Source organism: Blastocatellia bacterium, from assembly GCA_035275065.1.
In the GTDB taxonomy this organism is placed as follows: Bacteria; Acidobacteriota; Blastocatellia; order UBA7656; family UBA7656; genus DATENM01.
The window spans coordinates 88,493-106,372 of sequence record DATENM010000055.1; the positions used below are offsets into that span (position 1 = coordinate 88,493).

The following is a 17,880-nucleotide window of genomic DNA, read 5'->3' on the forward strand; positions in this document are numbered from 1 at the left end:
CCAGGGTTAAGCACTCGCCAGCTCGCGCAGGCGATTGAGATTCCAAACATCATCGCGCTCGCGGTCAATCGGCGTTTCTAAGATAAAAGGGATGCGGCGGAACTTCAATGTGTGGGTCAGCCGCCGAAACGCTTCCGCGCCGATGTGGCCTTCGCCGATGTGCTGGTGGCGGTCAACGCGCGCCCCGCACGGCGCTTTCGAGTCATTGCAATGAATCAGCTTGATGCGTTCAAAGCCAAACGACCGCTCGATCAAGCGCATCGTCGCGCGCAGTCCCTTCTCAGTCGTAATGTCATAGCCGGCGGCCAGCGTGTGCGCCGTGTCTAAACAGACGCCGACCGGCAGGCCGTCGAGCATCGCCAGCATATCGGCAATCTGCTCGAAGTGGCAGCCGATGGATGAGCCTTGCCCGGCGGTGTTCTCAATCAGGATTGTCAATCCGCTTAGATTCAAATCGCGCGCGGCTTCGCGGATCGATGCAGCCGCCGTGACGATGCCGACATCGGCGGGCGCACTGACAGGGTTGCCGGGATGCACAACCAGATAATCCGCGCCGAGCAGCAAGGCGCGCTCGATCTCTTCGCGAAAGCCGAGGCGCGAGCGTTCAAGCACCACAGGGTCTTGCGCCGCCAGATTGATCAGGTATACCGCGTGGATTGCCAGCGGCCAGAGATTCGCCCGCTCTCTGGCTTCTCGAAACGCCCGCACTTCGTCACGCTCAAGCTCGCGCGCCATCCAGCCTCGCGGGTTGCGCGCGAAGATCTGAAAGCCATCGCATCCCTTGGCGGCCGCCGATTCAACGGCTTTCGGCAAGCCGCCGGCGATTGAGGTATGGACGCCGACTCTGAATCTGTTTGCTGTCATGTGCTTGATGTTCGAGTGACCGCGGAAGCGTTTTCCTTTCAAAGATAGCTTTCGCCCACATGCCTGTAAAGCAGCGCCGTGTGATAGACTCACAGCCGTATGAAAGCCGATCCGGTCAAGCTCGAAATCTTCAAGTCGCTTTATTCATCGGTCGCCGAAGAGATGGGCGTCAGTTTGCGACGCTCGGCCTTCTCGCCGAACATTAAAGAGCGGCGCGATTACTCGTGCGCCGTCTTCGACCGCGAAGGCACACTCATCGCGCAAGGCGATCACATGCCCGTGCATCTCGGCTCAATGCCCATGTCTGTGCGCGCCGCATTGGACACGTTACAACTTGGGCCGGGCGACATCGCCGTGCTAAACGACCCTTACGCCGGCGGCACGCATCTGCCTGACGTGACCATGGTCGCCGCCGTTTATCGCGACGTGTCGTTGCGTCCGCTGTTTTACGTCGCGAACCGCGCACATCACGCAGACATCGGCGGCGCAACGCCCGGCTCAATGGGCCGTGCTGACGAGATTTATCAGGAAGGGTTGCGCATCCCGCCCGTCAAGTTAATGATCGGCGGCCAGGTGAATCAGGATGTGATGCGCTTGATTGCCGCCAATGTGCGGCTACCTGAAGAGCGTGAAGGCGATTTGACGGCACAGCTCGGCGCCATCCGTACCGGCGAGACAAGGCTGCTGGAAATCGTCGAACGTTACGGCTTCAAAGAGGCTGACGCTTATGCGCGGCATCTCATCAACTACACTGCCGCGTTGATGCGCCGCCGGATTCGCGACCTGCCCGATGGCACCTACAACGCAGAAGACTTTCTTGACGACGACGGCTTCACAGACCAGCCTGTGCGCATTGCGGCGCGAATTACCATCAGCGGCGAGCGGGCGACGGTTGATTTCACCGGCAGCGCGCCGCAGGTTCGCGGGCCTATCAATGCCGTCGAAGCCATCACCGTGTCGGCGGTCTATTACGTCTTCCGCTGCTTGATTCCCGGCGATGTGCCGGCGAGCTGGGGCATCATCGAGCCGATCAAGGTCATCGCGCCTATGGGCACTGTCGTCAACGCCCGCCCGCCCGCGCCGGTCGCCGGCGGCAATGTCGAAACTTCGCAGCGCATCGTAGACACCGTGCTGCGGGCGCTCGCCGAAACCGGCGCGGCCATTCCCGCGGCCAGTCAGGGCACCATGAACAACCTGACTATCGGCGGCATCGATCAGCGCAGCCATCGCCCGTTCGCTTATTACGAAACGGTCGCCGGCGGCATGGGCGCGCGGCCCACGGCCGACGGCATTGACGGCGTTCACACGCACATGACCAACTCGCTCAACACGCCCGCGGAAGCGATGGAATACGCCTACCCGATGCGCGTGCGGCGCTACGCGATTCGCCACGGCTCAGGAGGCCGCGGACATTATCGCGGCGGCGCGGGCGTCGTGCGCGAGCTTGAGTTATTGACCGAAGCGCAGGTCACTTTGCTGGCCGACCGGCGCAAGACGCGGCCTTATGGCTTGCGCGGCGGTGAGGCCGGCCGCGCCGGTCGCGCCGTCCTGGTCAGCGCCGATGGCGAACAGGAGATGGGCAGCAAACAATCGCTTCACGCCGCGGCCGGCGACCGCATCCGCATTGAAACGCCCGGCGGCGGCGGCTACGGAAAGCCTGATGAAGCCTGACGCGGTCGTCCGTGTCGCGTCGCTTAATCGAATCGCTTAATAAGGCGTCATGCACGGCCCGGCGTCTCCGGTGACGGAAACGGATTGCGCCGCCGTCGCCGCCTGTTGGGTGTTGCTGTCAGAGGCGAACGTTCCATCCGCCCACGCGCCGCCATTTGATAGCAGCACGCCGTTCGCCAGCAGCACACCATCCACCATGAGCTGGCCGTTAGCGAGCGATGTCCCATCCGCAATCAACACGCCATCCGACAGCAGCACACTATCTGACAGCAGGACGCTATTGGATAGCAGCACGCCGTTTGAAAGCAGCACGCCATCGCAGAGCAAAACGCTGGTGCCGTAGATTCCCTGGTAAGCCAGTATCAGGTCGTTGCCGGAAAGAAAGTTCCAGCGCTGGATGATCCCTCCGCCCCATGAAAAACTCGCCTCGGCAATCGTGGTCGTCTGCGAAGGCGCCGCCCCGATCAGGAGCGGAGCGCCGACGCTCAGACGCGAGAGGTCTTGCCGGATCAGTCCCGCCAGCCGCACGGCCCCCTCGGCGTTCAGCAGGCCCGCTCCCTGCTCCAGCGTGTTCGCGCCGCTCAGCGGTTGCGCCGTGTATTCGAGAATGGCTTTGACCAGATTCGGCGTAAGCTGGGGGTTCTTCTGCAAGATGAGCGCGGCGGCACCGGCGACCGCTGGCGTGGCCATTGACGTGCCGCTCAGATACATCATTCTTTGGGAAGTATCCGAGTTCGTGCTGACGTCCAGCTCAGGGTGATTGGTCACATAGTCATTGTTCGGCGCTTCCGCCGAGATGATGCGGTTGCCGGGAGCGACAAGGTCGGGCTTGACGAGATTATCAAAATGCTTCTCGCCATTGGAATCGGTGTAATATCCGAGCGTCGGGCCGCGCGAGCTGTAACTCGTCACCGTGTCGTCTGTGCGCGGGTCAGAGCCATAGGTGTTGGCCGCCCCGACGGTAATCGCCGAAGGCTCGATGCCGGGCGAGTGGATCGCCCCATAGAGCTTGTTGCCTTGCGCATCCTTGCCCAGATTGCCGGCGGCGACACATACCACGAGGCCGGCGTCGAAGGCTTTTCTGACCGCTTTGCAGAGCGGGTCGTTGACGTAAGAATCAACCGCCAGCGTCCCAAAACTCAGGCTCAGCACGCGGATGCCATAGGCAGAGCGGTTCGAGATGCACCAGTCTATCCCCGCGAGGGCGTTTGATGAGCTGCCGCGCCCGTGGCTATCCAGCACACGGACGTTGAGAAGGCTGGCTGCCGGCGCTAGCCCTGTGTAAGCGCCTTGAGAGACTTGACTATTGCCCGCGGCAATGGCGGCGACGTGCGTGCCGTGACCGTAAGGGTCATCGGTTCGCGCTTCGCCTGTGTAATCAACGCTCGCCCGCACTCTTGATGTCGAGTTGGCGGCGCGGAAGGCGCGGTGGCCGGCATAGATGCCTGAATCGAGAATGGCGATGCCGATTCCTGACCCATTGATCGGGCTCGCCGAACTGCCATAGCTTCTTGCCTGGCTTGCGCCGGTTGTGGTTTCCAGATGGCCTGTAAGCTGCGTCGGCCTGTCCAGAGAGATGTAAGTCACATCCGGGCGGAGTGCCAGGGTTGTAATCAAGGCGCCGGGCAAGACCGCCGCCAGGGCGTTCAAGTTTTGATAGGTTCGGCTGATCACTCCGCCCAGCAGCCTGATGCTTGAAAGCAGGTTGAGGTTCGGCAGGTTGACGGTCTGCACGATTACCGGCAGCGGGCGCAGCGGGTTGGCATTCATCAGCGCCTGTAGGTCAGGCGATATTCTGGGCGCAGAAAGACTGGCCTGGGCCGTGGGCAGCGATTTCTTCCCGAACGGCAGGCCGATTGAATACGAGGCCACGAGGGCTAGAACGAGAGCCCAGTGGAATATAACTTTTTTCATGAGGTGTTTCTCCAGGTCGATCAACATCCTTCTCCCTGCATCGGAGAAGATTCAACCGGTAGCCAAAACAATCGTGGCCGGATACACCTTAAGTGATTTGGCCGTGATATCGGGGAGGTCGCGGCATGCCGCCAGGGATTCGTGAGAGAGTTAGAAGACTTACCTACTGGTCAATTCCTTCATTTTGCACACTTCGGTCATTCATATTGACCGCGGGGTTAATATGTTCGGGCATCCCGAAACCGTTAAGTTGTTCGCTTGTCATCTGTTGAATCCCAGGTTCTAAGCGTCCGGCGATTTGAATAGCAAAGCCGGTGCCGCTTCGTTCAGCGCGTCAAAACGCCCGCTTTGCGCGAGGGGGCCGGCGCGCGTTTTCTCATGCGCTTGCTTGTCGGGGTTCAAGCATCGTTGCTAACATCAATCCGGCAATGGCAGAGGGCATTAAAGACAATCTGGCGCAGGTCGAAGCCGCCATCGCGCAAGCAGCCCTGCGCGCCGGTCGCCAGCCTGAAGCGGTGCGGCTGATCGCCGTCTCGAAGACCTTCGACGCCGCGACCGTGCAGCAAGCGGTCGTTGCCGGCGCTCGCGACCTCGGCGAGAATCGCGTCCAGGAAGCCGCCGGCAAAGTCGGCATCGTCAAGGGCGAGGGCTTGCGCTGGCACCTGATCGGCCACCTGCAATCGAACAAAGCCCGCCTCGCGGTCAAGACCTTCGAAGTGATTCATACGGTAGATCGCGCCGAGCTGGCCGAACGGCTCGACCGCATCTGCGGCGAAGAGGGGCGGCAGCTCGACGTGCTGGTGCAGGTTGATCTCGGCCACGAAGCGACCAAGACCGGCGCCGACGAATCGGAAATTCCCGGCATCATCGAAGCGCTCGACCGCACGCAACACCTGTCGCTCATCGGATTGATGACGCTGCCGCCGTTGTTTGAAGAGGCCGAGCGGGCGCGGCCTTTCTTTCGCCGCCTGCGCGAAATCCGTGACCGGTTGAACGAGCAGCGCCCAATGGAGCGGCAACTGAAAGAGTTGTCTATGGGCATGAGTCACGATTTTCAGGTGGCGATTGAAGAAGGCGCGACGATGGTGCGCGTCGGCACGGCGGTCTTCGGGCGGCGAACCAAACTGTAAGCAGGAGTGGAGAGAGATTGAACTTACTTGTGCTCGCTCTTTACTGGTTGTCGTGGATAATCACGACGGGGACGATTATCTTTGCCGGCCTATTCTTTCTGCGGGTCATCCTGAAATGGATGAACGTCAACCCGTTTGCCAAAATCCCCTATCACCTGACGCGCATCACCGAGCCGATGGTGCGTCCGCTGCGCTCGCAATTCGCCGGGCCAACGCTGCGCTATGATCTCATCCCGCTGCTGATGGGGATCATGATCCTGGTCGTCGGACTGTTCATCGCCAGCATGCTCGGCCAGCTCGGCGCGATCATGCAACTGGTCGGCTTCCTGGTGAACAGCGGCCAGGCGGTATCGTCAGGGATGCTCGCGGCGCTGGTGCGGTTGTTGGGCCTGCTCTACGTCGTGGCGATTTTTTTGCGGCTCTTTCTGCCCTTCTTCGGCGTCGGTTATATGAACCGATTCTTCCGCTTTCTCTTCGTCATCACCGAGCCGCTGCTCAAGCCGCTGCGCCGCTTTCTGGTCTTCGGCATGTTCGACTTTTCGCCGATTGTGGCGATGTTCCTGGTGCAGTTGCTGGTCGGCTTGATCGCCAACGCCATCGCCGGCGTCGGTTAAGCAAGGTGGTTGAGATTACTGAGAAAGGTGGCGCGGTGATTTTCCGTGTGCGCGTGCAACCGCGCGCCGGGCGCGACGGCCTTGCGGGCGAGTATGGCGGCGCGATCAAGCTACGCATCAGCGCGCCGCCGGTTGATGGCCGTGCAAACGAAGCATGCCGACGATTGATTGCCAAACTGCTCGGCGTCCCGGCCTCGGCGGTCGAGATCATCGCCGGCGAATCATCCAGAGACAAAGTGATCCGCGTCCATAACGTCAACGCCGAACGCATCCGGCAGCTTATCGCTCAGAGCCCGTAGCCGTGCCCTGTCCCTGCAATTGCTTGCCGTAAGCAAAGACGAAATTCTTCAACTCCGAGTGGTCGCCGTTCTTCAGGAACTCATAGCGCTTCATCTCATCAAAGGCTTGCTCGACCGTCCAGCCGTCGTGCGTCATCCGGTAAATCGCCGTCAGCGTGCCTGTGCGGTGGCGACCGCCGGCACAGTGGACGAAGACCGGCTGATTCGCCGGGTCGTTTACCAGGCTTAGAAACTGAGCGACCTGCGCTGCCGTCGGCGCTTCGGTTTCGTTCAGGGGGATGCGGACGAACTTCATGCCCGCGGCCTCGGCGGCGGCGGCTTCACCCTTCGGCCCATTCTTGTGAACGTCAATGACGGTCTTGACACCGAGCCCGGCGAGCGCCGCATAATCCTGGCCCTCTGGTTGTGCGCCACGATAATACTGATTGTTAACGGAACCGAAATTCTTGATACGAACCGCCGGCGAATTAACCACGCCGGTCTGCGCAATAGACATGGCGACGAGCGCAAACAGCGCCGCGCCGACAAATAGAGATTTCAGAAAACGAGTTTGAAAATTCACTGCACATTCTCCCTGATGGAACCTGCTCAGTCCGACTTATCGCGGTAGTTTCATGTTACGCCGGCGGCGGGCATAAGACAATGGGGCGAAAGTTGTCTTTTTCTTGCGCTCTGGCGGCGCGTTTCACTTAAGGCTTTGCAACTGGCGTATGCGGTCGCGCAGGGCGCGCACATAGGTGGCCACTTCCGCGTCGTCAAAGCCGCCGGCGCGACAGGCGTCGGCAAGTTGTTTATCCGAGAGCCGGCCAAGCAGGTTGCCTATCCAATGAGCGTTCTCGACCGTCACTCCATCAAGGACGTACAGGGCAAACTTGCGCTCCCAGTGAAAGACGACGCGGCCATCGCGCACGCCGTCGATGAATGGGTGGCGAGCGAAAGCGTCGGCGTCGCCGCGTGAGCCGGGGCCGGCGGCGTCCGCGTTACCGGGCAGTCGCGTCAGCCATGAGTGGGTCGTCCCCAGCGACGCGCCGAGGTCCGAGATGTAATAGACCAGCCTGCCTTGCGAGTCGTTGGTATCAAGCACAATCTTGGTATTGGCGTCAGAAAGGTCCCAGTTATTGACCAGCGCCATCAGTACTTTCAGCCCTTGCAGGTCGCGCGTGTTGTCAAAAGGGTTCTGCTTCCATGACCAGTTGCCCTGATCGTCAAAGCCGTCATTGCGCCGCTCGAAGCGCACGTTCCAGACATCGAACCCGCCGCGCCCATCAATGTGCGCCCGTTTGACGAAGTAATCTTGATCCGTGTGATAGCCGGCGGCCCAGACGATGCGCGCGGCGGTGGTTTCGGGGCGCGTTTCGGGGCCGAACTTCACCGTCCAGCGGCGTCCGCGCTCATCTTCGACGATGATTTTTTCCGACGGGTCGGTGGGCGAGCCCTGTCGCCGGATGAACTTGAAGCGGCTGGCCGGGTCGGGCGCGCCGGCCGGCCCGCCGCTGCCGTAAAACAGGTCGCGGCTTTCAAGGTCGCGCGGCTCCTGCCACATCACGCGCACCGCCGTGTCCGCGGCAGCGGCCTGGGGTGTGCTTTGCTTGTTGGCGGTTCTGTCTTTTTGAGTCAACCGCCACGGGTTGACGCCAGTAAAGAGAAGACAGAGAGAGAGGGAAACAGCAATCTGGGTTTGGGTCATCAACGCTTCACCGAAAAGCGCGTCCGCAAGCATTCTAGCATAAGAGATCGGGGATTAACCGCCAAGACGCCAAGAGCGCCAAGCCAATGCCAAAGACGTGCGGCTTTCTCTTGGTGTGCTTGGCGTCTTGGCGATTGATCTCCCGTGAATGAATTGACCCCGCCAGCTTGCAGCAGCAAGACGGATTGCCGAAGGCGCGAAGCCTATTTTATACTGCCTGAGAGTTGCGACACCGCAATCAAACTACTTTTTTAACGAGCAAGGATTTATACTCTACTGTTTTCTGCTCAGGCTTTGGCCGCACAAGCGCCGCCAAGCGCCGCCATTGAAACGGAGGTTAGAAATTTAGCTATGTCTGGACATTCCAAGTGGCATTCGATCAAACACAAGAAGGGCGCGATTGACGCCAAGCGCGGCAAGGCATTCTCGCGGCTCATCAAAGAGCTGACGGTCGCGGCGCGCGGCGGCGGCGACCCGGCCGGCAACGCGCGCCTGCGCAAAGCGATGGATGACGCCAAGGCGCTGAACATGCCGAAAGACACCATGATGAACGCCGTCAAGCGCGGCACAGGCGAAATCGCCGGCGCCGCCATCGAAGAGCTGACCTATGAAGGCTACGGGCCGGGCGGCGTCGCCATCTTCGTCGAAGCGCAGACCGACAACCGCGTGCGCACGGTCGCCGAAATCCGCCATATGTTTAACAAGAACGGCGGCAACCTCGGCGAGACCGGCTCGGTCGGCTGGATGTTTCAGAAGAAGGGCGCGATCATCATCGAGAGCAGCGCCGCCGACGAAGAGAAGATGATGGAGCTGGCGCTCGAAGCCGGCGCCGAAGATGTCAGCGGCGATGAAGAGTCGTGGGAGGTCATTACCTCGCCGGAAGATTTCAGCACCGTCTTAGACGCCATCAAAGCCGCAGGCATCGAGCCATTGTCGGCAGAGATTGTCATGCGCCCAACGAATTCCGTTCGCGTCACCGGCGGCACCGCGCAACAGGTACTGCGCCTGGTCGAAGCTCTGGAAGACCATGACGACGTCGCCTCGGTGGCCGCTAACTTTGATATTCCCGCCGAAGAGATGGAGGCTGCCGGTTGAGCGATCAGCCGGGCAATCCGTCAACCGGCGCGAGTCGGGCCGATGTGATCTTTGCCGGCCCGACCCGCGTGCTCGGCGTTGATCCGGGATCAGAGACCACCGGCTACGGCGTTGTCGAGAGCGAAGGCCGTAGCCTCCGCCTCGTCGAATATGCCGGCATTCGCGCCCCCGCCCGCTTCACCTTCGCCGAACGTTTGTTGATCATCACCGAAAAGCTCGAAGAGGTCATCGCTCGCCTGCGCCCGCGGGTCTGCGCCGTCGAAGAGACGTTTTACGCGGTCAACGTCAAGACTGCCCTGAAGCTCGGCCACGTGCGCGGCGTCATCCTGGTCGCGGCGGCGCGCGCCGGCCTTGAGGTCGCCGAATACTCGCCGCTTGAAATCAAATCGGCGCTCGTCGGCTATGGCCGCGCTGAAAAACACCAGGTGCAAGAGATGGTGCGCTTGCTGCTCGGCTTGAAAGAAGCGCCCAGCCCGCTCGACGCCAGCGACGCGCTCGCCGCTGCCATCTGTCACATCAACACCGCCTCGACCCGCCGGCGAATGGGGATGAAGGGGTGACGCGGAAGAGCGACGCGGCGACACGGCGACGGGTGAGGGAAAAGCCGACGCGGCGACGCGGTGAGGGAAAGAGACAGAGGCTAACAGATGGTTCTCCTTTCCCGGCGACGCCGCGACGCCGTGCCTCTAAAAGGGGTCTTGAGTCGGCTGGCGCAGGCGAGTAGAATTGAAAAGTCCGCAGGGTCAGCGACCGACCAGCGCCGGGCCGGTCGCCTTTAGGTCGGAGCTTCTCGGAATCAGCCAATCACTTGTCACCGAAGCCCTAGCCGCTTTGCCGAAGCAGCTTCGTCACAGGCCCACAGGGCAGAGCGCCTACTTTCTCAGTACAGGGCAGCAACCCGTATGGAAGACCTTTACGGCATTCTCGGACTTACGAATCGGGCGACTCCCGGCGATATTAAGTCGGCTTACCGCCGCCTGGCGCGCCGGTTCCACCCCGATGTATCGCAATCTGACGACGCCCAGGCGCGCTTCGTCAAGATCAACGAAGCCTACCAGATTCTCAGCGACCCGCAGCGCCGCTGGATGTACGATCAGGGCATGTACGCCGATGCCGAGCGCACGTTTTATGCCTCGCGGCAAGCCGAGGTCGTCGCCAAGCAACGCCATTTCGACCGCATCATTGATGAGTGGATGGCGCGCGAGCGCCAGGAAGCCGAGCAGCGGGCTCATGCGGTGCTGCTGGTCGTGCCGCTATTCTTGTCTACCTTTTATGTGATGGCGGCCAAGACGACGATCATTGATCGGGTGAATTTCCTCGGGCGCGTCGGAATTATCGCGCTGGCGATTTACGGGCTGGTCTACCTGGTCAAGAACCTTTCGCTGGTGCTGGCGCGCTACACCTACCACGAGCCGCCGCAGATGACCTCGGTCTTCGGCAAAACCGAAGCGCCGCCCGACAAGCCCATCAGCCGCACGGCGGCGCTTTGCTTCCTGGTCTGCGGCTACTGCGTATCGCTGGGTCTCGGCTACGTCGTCAGCAAGCTGCTGCCGGGCCGTTACGCGCCGCACTTCCCCGTCAGCACCTTGATCGGCGCATTCCTTTATCCGCCCATCGCCGTACTGCTGATCGGCGGCATCCGCCGCATCGCAAACATTATTGACAGACTGTAGGCAGGAGTCAGGAAGCAGTAGGCAGTAGGCAGTAGGCAGTAGGTAGTTGTCAGCGCGGCGCCAAGCTCCGTTAGGAGCGTGATGTTTATAGTTACCGATGCGCTTAAACACTCAAGCCCCGGAGGGACGCAATGTCGAGATTGCGTCCCTCCGGGGCTTCGTCCTGTTCGATGTCTGTAACTATAAACATCGCGTCCCTACGGGACTGAGAACGGCCTCCTGACTTCTGACTCCTGACTCCTGACTACTTTTTGAAAATCTTCTTGGCGAATGAGCCGAGGTCTTTTTTCCAGATCGGGCCTTCCGCGGCTTTCTTGGCCGGTTGCATCGACAGCTCTTTGCGGGCGTGACGGTTGTCCGGGTCGATTTGCAAGGCGGCGCGATAGAAGGCTTCGGCCTTCTTTGGCAGCCCTACCTCTTTATAGACGTTCCCCAGCTTGATGCGAATCTGCGGGTTGTAAGGCTCCAGTTCGGCGGCGCGCTGCAAATGCTCGTCGGCCTCGCGGCGCGTGCGCGGGTTGCGCAGCAGCGCGATGCCGAGGTGAAAGTGGTAAGACGGCTTGCTGCCATCGAGCTTCACGGATTCGCGGAGCAGATGCACAGCCGCGTGATATTCCTTGCGCTCATAACGGGCGCGGCCCTGGTTGAAATAATGCTCGGCCAGCTGCGCCTGGTTGCCGTTAGCCTGGTTGCCATTGGCGTGGTTGCCATTGGCGTGGTTGCCGTTGGCCTGTTTGGCCGCATCAGTCGCGGGCGCTTCGTCAGGCGTGGGCTGCGGCCTGACGGTCTGTGGCAGCGGCTCGCTTGTGGCAGCGGCGGCAGACGGGCGACCGAGGTCGCCGCTCGGCGGCTTCATATCGGCGCGCGAGCGCAGCGACTCGCTCGGTATCGGTCGCGGCAGCGGCACAGACAGGGGGACCGGCGCGGGCTTCGGCTGAGCCTTCGGCTCTGACTTCTGGGCGAGTGGCTCGTTGACGAAGGCCGGCGGCGGCTTGAGCGGCGTCGTCTGGAAGGCGGCTGCCGGTTTCTTCAGACGTGTATCGTAGACGGCCCGTTGCGACGCTTCGCTGAGCGTCTGGTAAGCCTGCGTGATCAGCGAGAAGAGGGCGTCGAGCTGCGGCTTCAGCTCCGTATAGCCCGGCTGCCGGTGACGGTCGGGGTGAAACTTCTTGGCGAGCTGGTAATAGGCCGCCTTGATCTCGGCGGTCGAGGCGTTGCGGCTGACGCTGAGGACTTCGTAGAAATCGGCCTGCGAAAAGAAGTGGAGCTTGCGCCCGACTTCCTGGCGTAGCCGGTCGGAGTTTTCGTCCGCCTCCTGCACCGCCTCTTCGGTCACATCGCGGTCGTCGCCGACCAGTTTCAGGAAGCCCGCGGCGATCAGCGACACGACCGCGCGGTGCGCGTCCTCGTCGGCAAGCCCGCTCAACATGCCGACATCGCTCACGGCGATGGGTTGTTCAATGCGCGACAGGATGTAACTCTCGACCGGCAGCAAGATTCCCGAATCGATTGGCCCGCCGTTCATCTGGCCGCGCATTAACACGGCGTCGGGCGGCGCGATGGCGTCGGCCAGTTGCTGGTTTCGCGCCATGCGCCGCGAGCCTTCAAGGAGGACGTCGGCGGCGCTCATGTCGAGCGTGTAATCGTGAGCGGCGCGGATGCGCTCGTCTAGCTGGTAATCGCCCTGTGTCCATTCAAACAGCGACAGGATAATTTCCATCACCTGCTCGCGCACCGCTTTGCGCATGACTTCGGGGCTGATGATTCCCATGTCAACCAGCTCGCGGGCCAGGCGCGGCACCTTGCCGGCGCGGGCTTTGGCGGCTTCAAGTTGAGCGGCGGTGACCAGGGATTGTTTGACCAGCAGGTTGTCGAGCTGTTCGCCGGTGAGGTTGCTGATGGCAAACTTCGGCTCACCGTTCTCGAAGAAGATGGCTTTGATCGATTTGCCGCGCGTCAGGCGCAACAAGCCGTTATGTTGCTTCTGCGCGATTTCACGGATGAGATCGGTGACGAGTTTTGCGCCGAGCTGTCCTTGCACCGGGAAACCTGAAGTGATGGACTACAGGGAGCGGTAGCCACGATCATGCTATACCGGGGATCAATACAGGGGCAGGGCGAATCCATTTTAAGATGGAAGCCATTGCCACGCAATAGTATTGCGCGCGCCGACCCCTACTTAGAAGGCCAAAGGCAAGAGGCAAAGGGCAAAAGGCAAAAATAAACTGCCGCGAGGCGTCCGCCCCTTTTGCCAGGGTCTATTCATTCTCCGGACTTAAACCGCCAAGACGCCAAGACCGCCAAGAGAAGACAGAGCTTTTCTTGGCGGTCTTGGCGTCTTGGCGGTTCATCCCCAATGGTTATTCGAGAATGAATAGACCCTGCCCCTTTTGCCTTTTGCCTTGCGGCACAGCCGCCGTGCCTTTACCATTAGGACGCTGCTGGCGTTCAACGTACCGCTATGAGCAAGATCCGTAACACATCAACCGACCCCGAAAACCAGGCCGTGAAGCCCACGACCAGCGCCGCTCAACAACCCGCCGGTCAAGACATCTTCGACGCGCTGACCCGCATCGCGCAGGGCGATCTGACATTTCGGATTAACGGCACATCGGCGGTCGGCGAAGATCGCCAGTTGCTCCATAACCTCGACGGTCTCGCCCGCCGCCTGCGCTACATCGTCGGTCGCCTGCAACGCGCCGCCGATTCAATCGAAACGGTGGTCGGCGAAGTCTTGCGCGGCACGCAGACGCTCTCGGCAGGCGTCATCGATGAGGCCAAGTCGGTCGAAGAAACCTCAAGCTCGATCTCGGAAATCAACGCTTCGATGCATTCCGTGGGCGGCAGCCTTGGCACGCTGTCGAACCTCTCGCAATCGACCTCGACCTCGGTGATGGAGATGGCGACCTCCATCAATCAGGTCTCGGAAAACGCTGGCGAGCTGGCGCAATTCGTCGAAGAAACCGCCTCGGCCATCGAAGAGATGGCCGTCAGCATACGCAAGGTTGCCGAATCGACCGAGGCGCTTGCCGAGTCCGCCGAGAAGACCGCCGGCGCGATGGAAGCCATTGACAGCTCGACGCGCAGCATCGGCGAATCGGTGAACGAAACGACGGTGCTGGCAGACGAGGTGGCGCGCTCCGCCGACGCCGGCAGCCAGGTGGTCGCCGACACCGCCGCCAGCATGAGCAACATCAAAGGCGCGATTGACGCCGCCACCGATACCATCACACGGCTCGGCAGGCGCTCGGAACAGATCGGCGAAGTCACTCACGTCATCAACGAGATTGCCGACCGCACCCACCTGCTCGCCTTGAACGCCGCGATACTGGCGGCGCAGGCCGGCACGCAGGGTCGCGGCTTTCGCATCGTCGCCGACGAGATCAAAGAGTTGAGCGAGCGCACCGCTGCCTCGACTCGCGAGATCGAAGACATGATCAAGGCGGTGCGTGAAGAGGTCGCCGAGGCCATCGAGCGGGTTGCGGTCGGCGGCGAGCGCGCCGACGAAGGCGTCGAGCTGGCCTCACGCGCCTCAGAGCTGCTCGCGGAGATTCGCGTCAAGACCAACGCCGCTTCTGACCGCATCCGCCTGATTGCCGACGCCACCGCCGTGCAGGCGACCGAGAGCCACACGGTGCTTGAAGCCGTCGAGCTGGTGCGCCAGCAGGCGCGCGGCATCGAGCGCGCCACCAGCGAACAGGCGCTCACCTCGCGCCACATCGGCGAGCGCGCCTTGCACATGAGCGAGCTGACGGAGCAGGTGCGCCGCGCCACAGGCGAGCAGGCGCAGGTGTCGAAATACATCGCTCAGGCCATGGAAGAGCTGACGATGGTCGTCGAGCAGATTCGCCAGGCGTCGAATGAGCAGTCCGCCGGCACCGATCAGGTGCTGCGCGCCATCGAGACCATCAAAGAAGTCGTCGGGCGCAATCAAGCATCGATCTCCGGCATCAACAGCGCGGTTGATCTGCTGGTGCGCGAGGCCGAATTGCTCAACCGCGAAGTCGAAGCCTTCTCGCTGCCGGTGCCTGAGCGCGGCGGCCATCTGCGCTTCGCATTGCGGACCTCGACGCTGGCGCTCGACCCGGCGACGCTCTCATCGATCTCGCGCATCGAGGTGATGTCGAACGTCTTTGAAGGGCTGGTGCAGTTCGGCGAGCGCGCAGACATCCGCCCGGGCATTGCCGAGCGCTGGGAGATTTCGCCTGACGGCCGCGTTTACACCTTCTACCTGCGCGAAGCGGCGCGCTTTCACAATGGGCGGCGGGTGCGCGGCGACGACGTGAAGTATTCCTTCGAGCGCCAGATGCGCCAGAACGAAGACGCCGCTGCCTGGGTCTTCCGCCCCATCGTCGGCGCCGATCAGTTCATCAGCGGCGAGAGCGAGACCGTGGCCGGCATCACGGTCAGCAGCGAGCATGTCATCAAGATCGAGTTGATTCAGCCGATGGCCTTCTTTCTGGCGACGCTCTGCATGGATTACTGCTCGGTGGTGCCGCGCGAAGAGGTCGAGCGCCCGGCGATGGATTTCGCCCTGCGGCCCGTCGGCTCTGGCCCCTTCCGCGTCGTCGAGCCGGTCGTCGGCCACGAAGTCTTGCTCGAACGCTTTACGCATTACTGGAACCCCGAGCTGCCTTATGTGGATCGGCTGACCGTGCAGTTCCACATGAGCGCCGAAGAGATACTCGACGCTTTCCTGCGCAAAGAGGTGGATTACGTCAGCGACTTGCCGCTGACGAGCCTTGCCGAGTTGCGGGCGCAGCCGGACGAGGTTCACCTGCTCGAAGCGGTGCAGTTGCAGACGCGCATGCTGGTCTTTGACTGCGAGCGCCCGCCGTTTGCCGACAAGCGCGTGCGCCAGGCGATCTGTTATGCCATCAACCGCGAGAAGTTTTTGCGCGACGTGTATGGCAACATGGCCGAGCCGGCGACCGGACCAATTCCGCCGGGCGTACTGGGGTATGATTCAAGCCTGCGCGGCTACGAGTATGACCCGGAGCGGGCGCAGGCCATGCTCGAAGAGGCCGGCTACGCCGGCGGCTTTGATACGGAGATATGGTGGCCGCAATCGGTGAACCCGAACGTCGAGTGCTTGAAAGACGATCTCGCCGAGGTCGGCATCCGCGCAGAGTTCCGTTATGTCGTGCAGGCCGAGATGCAGCGCGCCTTGCGTTTGCGCATGGTGCCGATTGCCGGGCGCGACTGGTACGCCGATTACCCCGACCCCGACAACTTCACCTACGTCCTGTTCAACTCGCACAACCGCGAGCTGTTCATCAATGCCTACGTCAACGAAGAGATCGACCGCCTGACGAACGAGGCGCGCTCGGTGATGAACCGCGAACAGCGCGAGGCGCTCTATGGCGAAGTCACGCGCCTGCTGCTCGAAGACGCGCCGTGCGCCTTCCTGGCGCACCGCCGCAGCTTTGTGGCGCACCGCGCCAACCTCGAAGGCGTTACCCTGCACCTGCTCTCGCCCTTCATCACACCGAAGGATTTATGGTTTGCGAAAGTCGAGGCAGGGGAGAAGTAGGCAGGAAGCAGGCGGCAGTTGTCAGTTATCAGTTACCAGTCGGCAGTTGGCAGTTGGCAGTTGGCAGTAGTCCCGTAGGGACGCGATATTTATAGTTACAGACCCCGAAAGGGATCAAGCCCCGTAGGGACGCAATCTCGACATTGCGCCCCTACGGGGCTTGAGGTTTTTGGGGCCGCGACGACTATAAACATCCCGCTCCTAACGGAGCTTAGAGATCACCTGTCTTCCGCCTCCCCTCCCTAGCCCCTGGTCCCTGGTCCCTACTTGAGGCTTCTGAGTTGATCGATGCGGGCGCGCGTCGCTTTGACGTAGGTGATGATCTCGGCATCTGTGAAGCCGCCGGCGCGATAGGCATCGGCCAGTTGCTTGTCCGAGAGCCGGCCCAGCAGCTCGCCCATCCAGCGAGCGTTTTCGACCGTCACGCCTTCAAGCGCCTTCGGGTCTTTGCCTTTGTAATGAAAGACTACCTGCCCATTTTTCACGCCATCAATAAACATCTGGCCGGCATAAGCGTCAGGCTCGCCTTTGCTGCCCGCCGGGGCGTTGCCGAAGAAAGGCAGCTTGGTGAAAAAGCTGCCGGTCGAGCCGAGCGTGCCGCCGAGGTCGGCGACGTAATAGATTTTCGCATCGCGGTCGCCGCCGCTCTTTTTGCCGGCGCGGACGATCTTGTTGTTGACCTCTTTCAAGTCCCAGTTGTTCAACAGCACCATCAAAACCTTCAGCCCTTGCAGCTCGCGTGTGCCCATAAACGGGTTCGTGTGCCACGACCACAGGCCGTCTTCTTTATAGCCGTCGTCGCGCCGCTCGAAGCGCACGTCCCAGACGTCGAAGCCGCCGCGCCCTTCGATGTGCGTGCGCTTGACGAAGTAATCCTGGTCAACGTGGTAGCCCGCGGCCCAGACGATGCGCGAGGCGGCGGTTTCGGGCTTGGCTTCGGGGCCGAATTTGACCGTCCACTTGCGGCCTTTGTCGTCCGCGACTTGAATCTTTTCCGAGGTGCCGGAACTGCTGCGCTTCTCGAAGGTGAACTTGCCCTGCGGGTCGGGAGCGCCGTCGGCCCCGCCCGGGCCGTTAAACAGGTCGAGGCTTTCGATGTTTGTCGGCTCCGTCCATAAGACGTTGCGCATCTCGCGGTCGCTCACGGCCGGCGACTGATCCGCGTCGTCTTTGTCCTTCTTTGCTTTCTTGTCGGCCTTATCTGCCTTGTCCGCCTTATCCTTCTTTCCCTTTTTGTCTTTATCCTGAACGCCTGCCGGCGCGCTCGCAGTGAAACCCGTCAACAAACAAAAGACTGCCAGGGTGGCAATCAGCTTCCTGGTTCGCATCATGTTTCAGTCCTCCACGCACAGTGAATAAGCCTCATTATAGACATTCAGTCAGTCGTCGCAAAGCGGCTT

The 17,880-nt window shown here is 61.4% G+C and carries 14 protein-coding genes; 8 read left to right on the forward strand and 6 right to left on the reverse strand.

The window, feature by feature from the left end; genetic code table 11:
• Window positions 1–6: 6 nt before the first annotated feature.
• The gene (locus tag VJ464_12985) at window positions 7–864 is read right to left on the reverse strand and encodes a deoxyribonuclease IV (protein HKQ06043.1); all 858 of its coding nucleotides are present in this window, start codon (window positions 862–864) and stop codon (window positions 7–9) included.
• 99 nt (window positions 865–963) lie between these two features.
• Between VJ464_12985 and VJ464_12990 the strand changes: the two genes are divergently transcribed.
• Window positions 964–2,535 carry a hydantoinase B/oxoprolinase family protein gene (locus VJ464_12990; protein ID HKQ06044.1) on the forward strand — a complete coding sequence of 524 codons (1,572 nt, stop codon included), beginning with the start codon at window positions 964–966 and terminating at the stop codon, window positions 2,533–2,535.
• 36 nt (window positions 2,536–2,571) lie between these two features.
• Here the strand turns inward: VJ464_12990 and VJ464_12995 are convergent, their stop codons facing one another.
• Complete coding sequence (locus tag VJ464_12995; GenBank protein ID HKQ06045.1) at window positions 2,572–4,449, reverse strand: S8 family peptidase; 1,878 nt, start codon at window positions 4,447–4,449, stop codon at window positions 2,572–2,574.
• Between the two features lie 428 nt (window positions 4,450–4,877).
• Between VJ464_12995 and VJ464_13000 the strand changes: the two genes are divergently transcribed.
• From VJ464_13000 to VJ464_13010, 3 genes are read left to right on the forward strand one after another with little or no spacing between them, the layout of a single operon-like run.
• Window positions 4,878–5,579 (forward strand): YggS family pyridoxal phosphate-dependent enzyme, encoded by a 702-nt coding sequence (locus VJ464_13000; protein ID HKQ06046.1) that lies wholly within the window; start codon window positions 4,878–4,880, stop codon window positions 5,577–5,579.
• Window positions 5,580–5,596: 17 nt separating this feature from the next.
• Window positions 5,597–6,193, forward strand: coding sequence for a YggT family protein (locus VJ464_13005; GenBank protein HKQ06047.1), 597 nt, complete (start codon window positions 5,597–5,599; stop codon window positions 6,191–6,193).
• Between the two features lie 5 nt (window positions 6,194–6,198).
• Window positions 6,199–6,492, forward strand: coding sequence for a DUF167 domain-containing protein (locus tag VJ464_13010; GenBank protein HKQ06048.1), 294 nt, complete (start codon window positions 6,199–6,201; stop codon window positions 6,490–6,492).
• Here the strand turns inward: VJ464_13010 and VJ464_13015 are convergent.
• Both VJ464_13015 and VJ464_13020 read right to left on the reverse strand, forming a co-directional pair.
• On the reverse strand, window positions 6,473–7,054 hold the full coding sequence (locus VJ464_13015) for a dual specificity protein phosphatase family protein (protein HKQ06049.1): 582 nt from the start codon (window positions 7,052–7,054) through the stop codon (window positions 6,473–6,475). The two genes, VJ464_13010 and VJ464_13015, sit on opposite strands and share 20 nt — an antisense overlap.
• 123 nt (window positions 7,055–7,177) lie before the next feature.
• Window positions 7,178–8,110: a hypothetical protein gene (locus VJ464_13020; GenBank protein ID HKQ06050.1), complete on the reverse strand. Its 933-nt coding sequence runs from the start codon at window positions 8,108–8,110 to the stop codon at window positions 7,178–7,180.
• A 420-nt stretch (window positions 8,111–8,530) separates the two neighbouring features.
• On the opposite strand from VJ464_13020, the gene VJ464_13025 reads away from it, so the two are divergent.
• The 3 genes from VJ464_13025 to VJ464_13035 all read left to right on the forward strand — a co-directional run bounded on the left by VJ464_13025 (window position 8,531) and on the right by VJ464_13035 (window position 10,947).
• Complete coding sequence (locus VJ464_13025; protein HKQ06051.1) at window positions 8,531–9,274, forward strand: YebC/PmpR family DNA-binding transcriptional regulator; 744 nt, start codon at window positions 8,531–8,533, stop codon at window positions 9,272–9,274.
• 47 nt (window positions 9,275–9,321) lie between these two features.
• The gene (gene ruvC / locus VJ464_13030; GenBank protein ID HKQ06052.1) at window positions 9,322–9,834 is read left to right on the forward strand and encodes a crossover junction endodeoxyribonuclease RuvC; all 513 of its coding nucleotides are present in this window, start codon (window positions 9,322–9,324) and stop codon (window positions 9,832–9,834) included.
• Between the two features lie 342 nt (window positions 9,835–10,176).
• Window positions 10,177–10,947 carry a J domain-containing protein gene (locus tag VJ464_13035; GenBank protein ID HKQ06053.1) on the forward strand — a complete coding sequence of 257 codons (771 nt, stop codon included), beginning with the start codon at window positions 10,177–10,179 and terminating at the stop codon, window positions 10,945–10,947.
• Window positions 10,948–11,191: 244 nt separating this feature from the next.
• On the opposite strand, the gene VJ464_13040 is transcribed toward VJ464_13035, so the two are convergent.
• On the reverse strand, window positions 11,192–12,988 hold the full coding sequence (locus VJ464_13040; GenBank protein HKQ06054.1) for a DnaJ domain-containing protein: 1,797 nt from the start codon (window positions 12,986–12,988) through the stop codon (window positions 11,192–11,194).
• Between the two features lie 420 nt (window positions 12,989–13,408).
• Here VJ464_13040 and VJ464_13045 point away from each other — a divergent pair, with 420 nt between their 5' ends.
• Entirely contained in the window at window positions 13,409–16,480 is a 3,072-nt protein-coding gene (locus tag VJ464_13045; protein ID HKQ06055.1) for an ABC transporter substrate-binding protein, read from the forward strand.
• 263 nt (window positions 16,481–16,743) lie between these two features.
• On the opposite strand, the gene VJ464_13050 is transcribed toward VJ464_13045, so the two are convergent.
• Entirely contained in the window at window positions 16,744–17,811 is a 1,068-nt protein-coding gene (locus VJ464_13050) for a hypothetical protein (protein ID HKQ06056.1), read from the reverse strand.
• Between the last annotated feature and the right edge of the window lie 69 nt (window positions 17,812–17,880).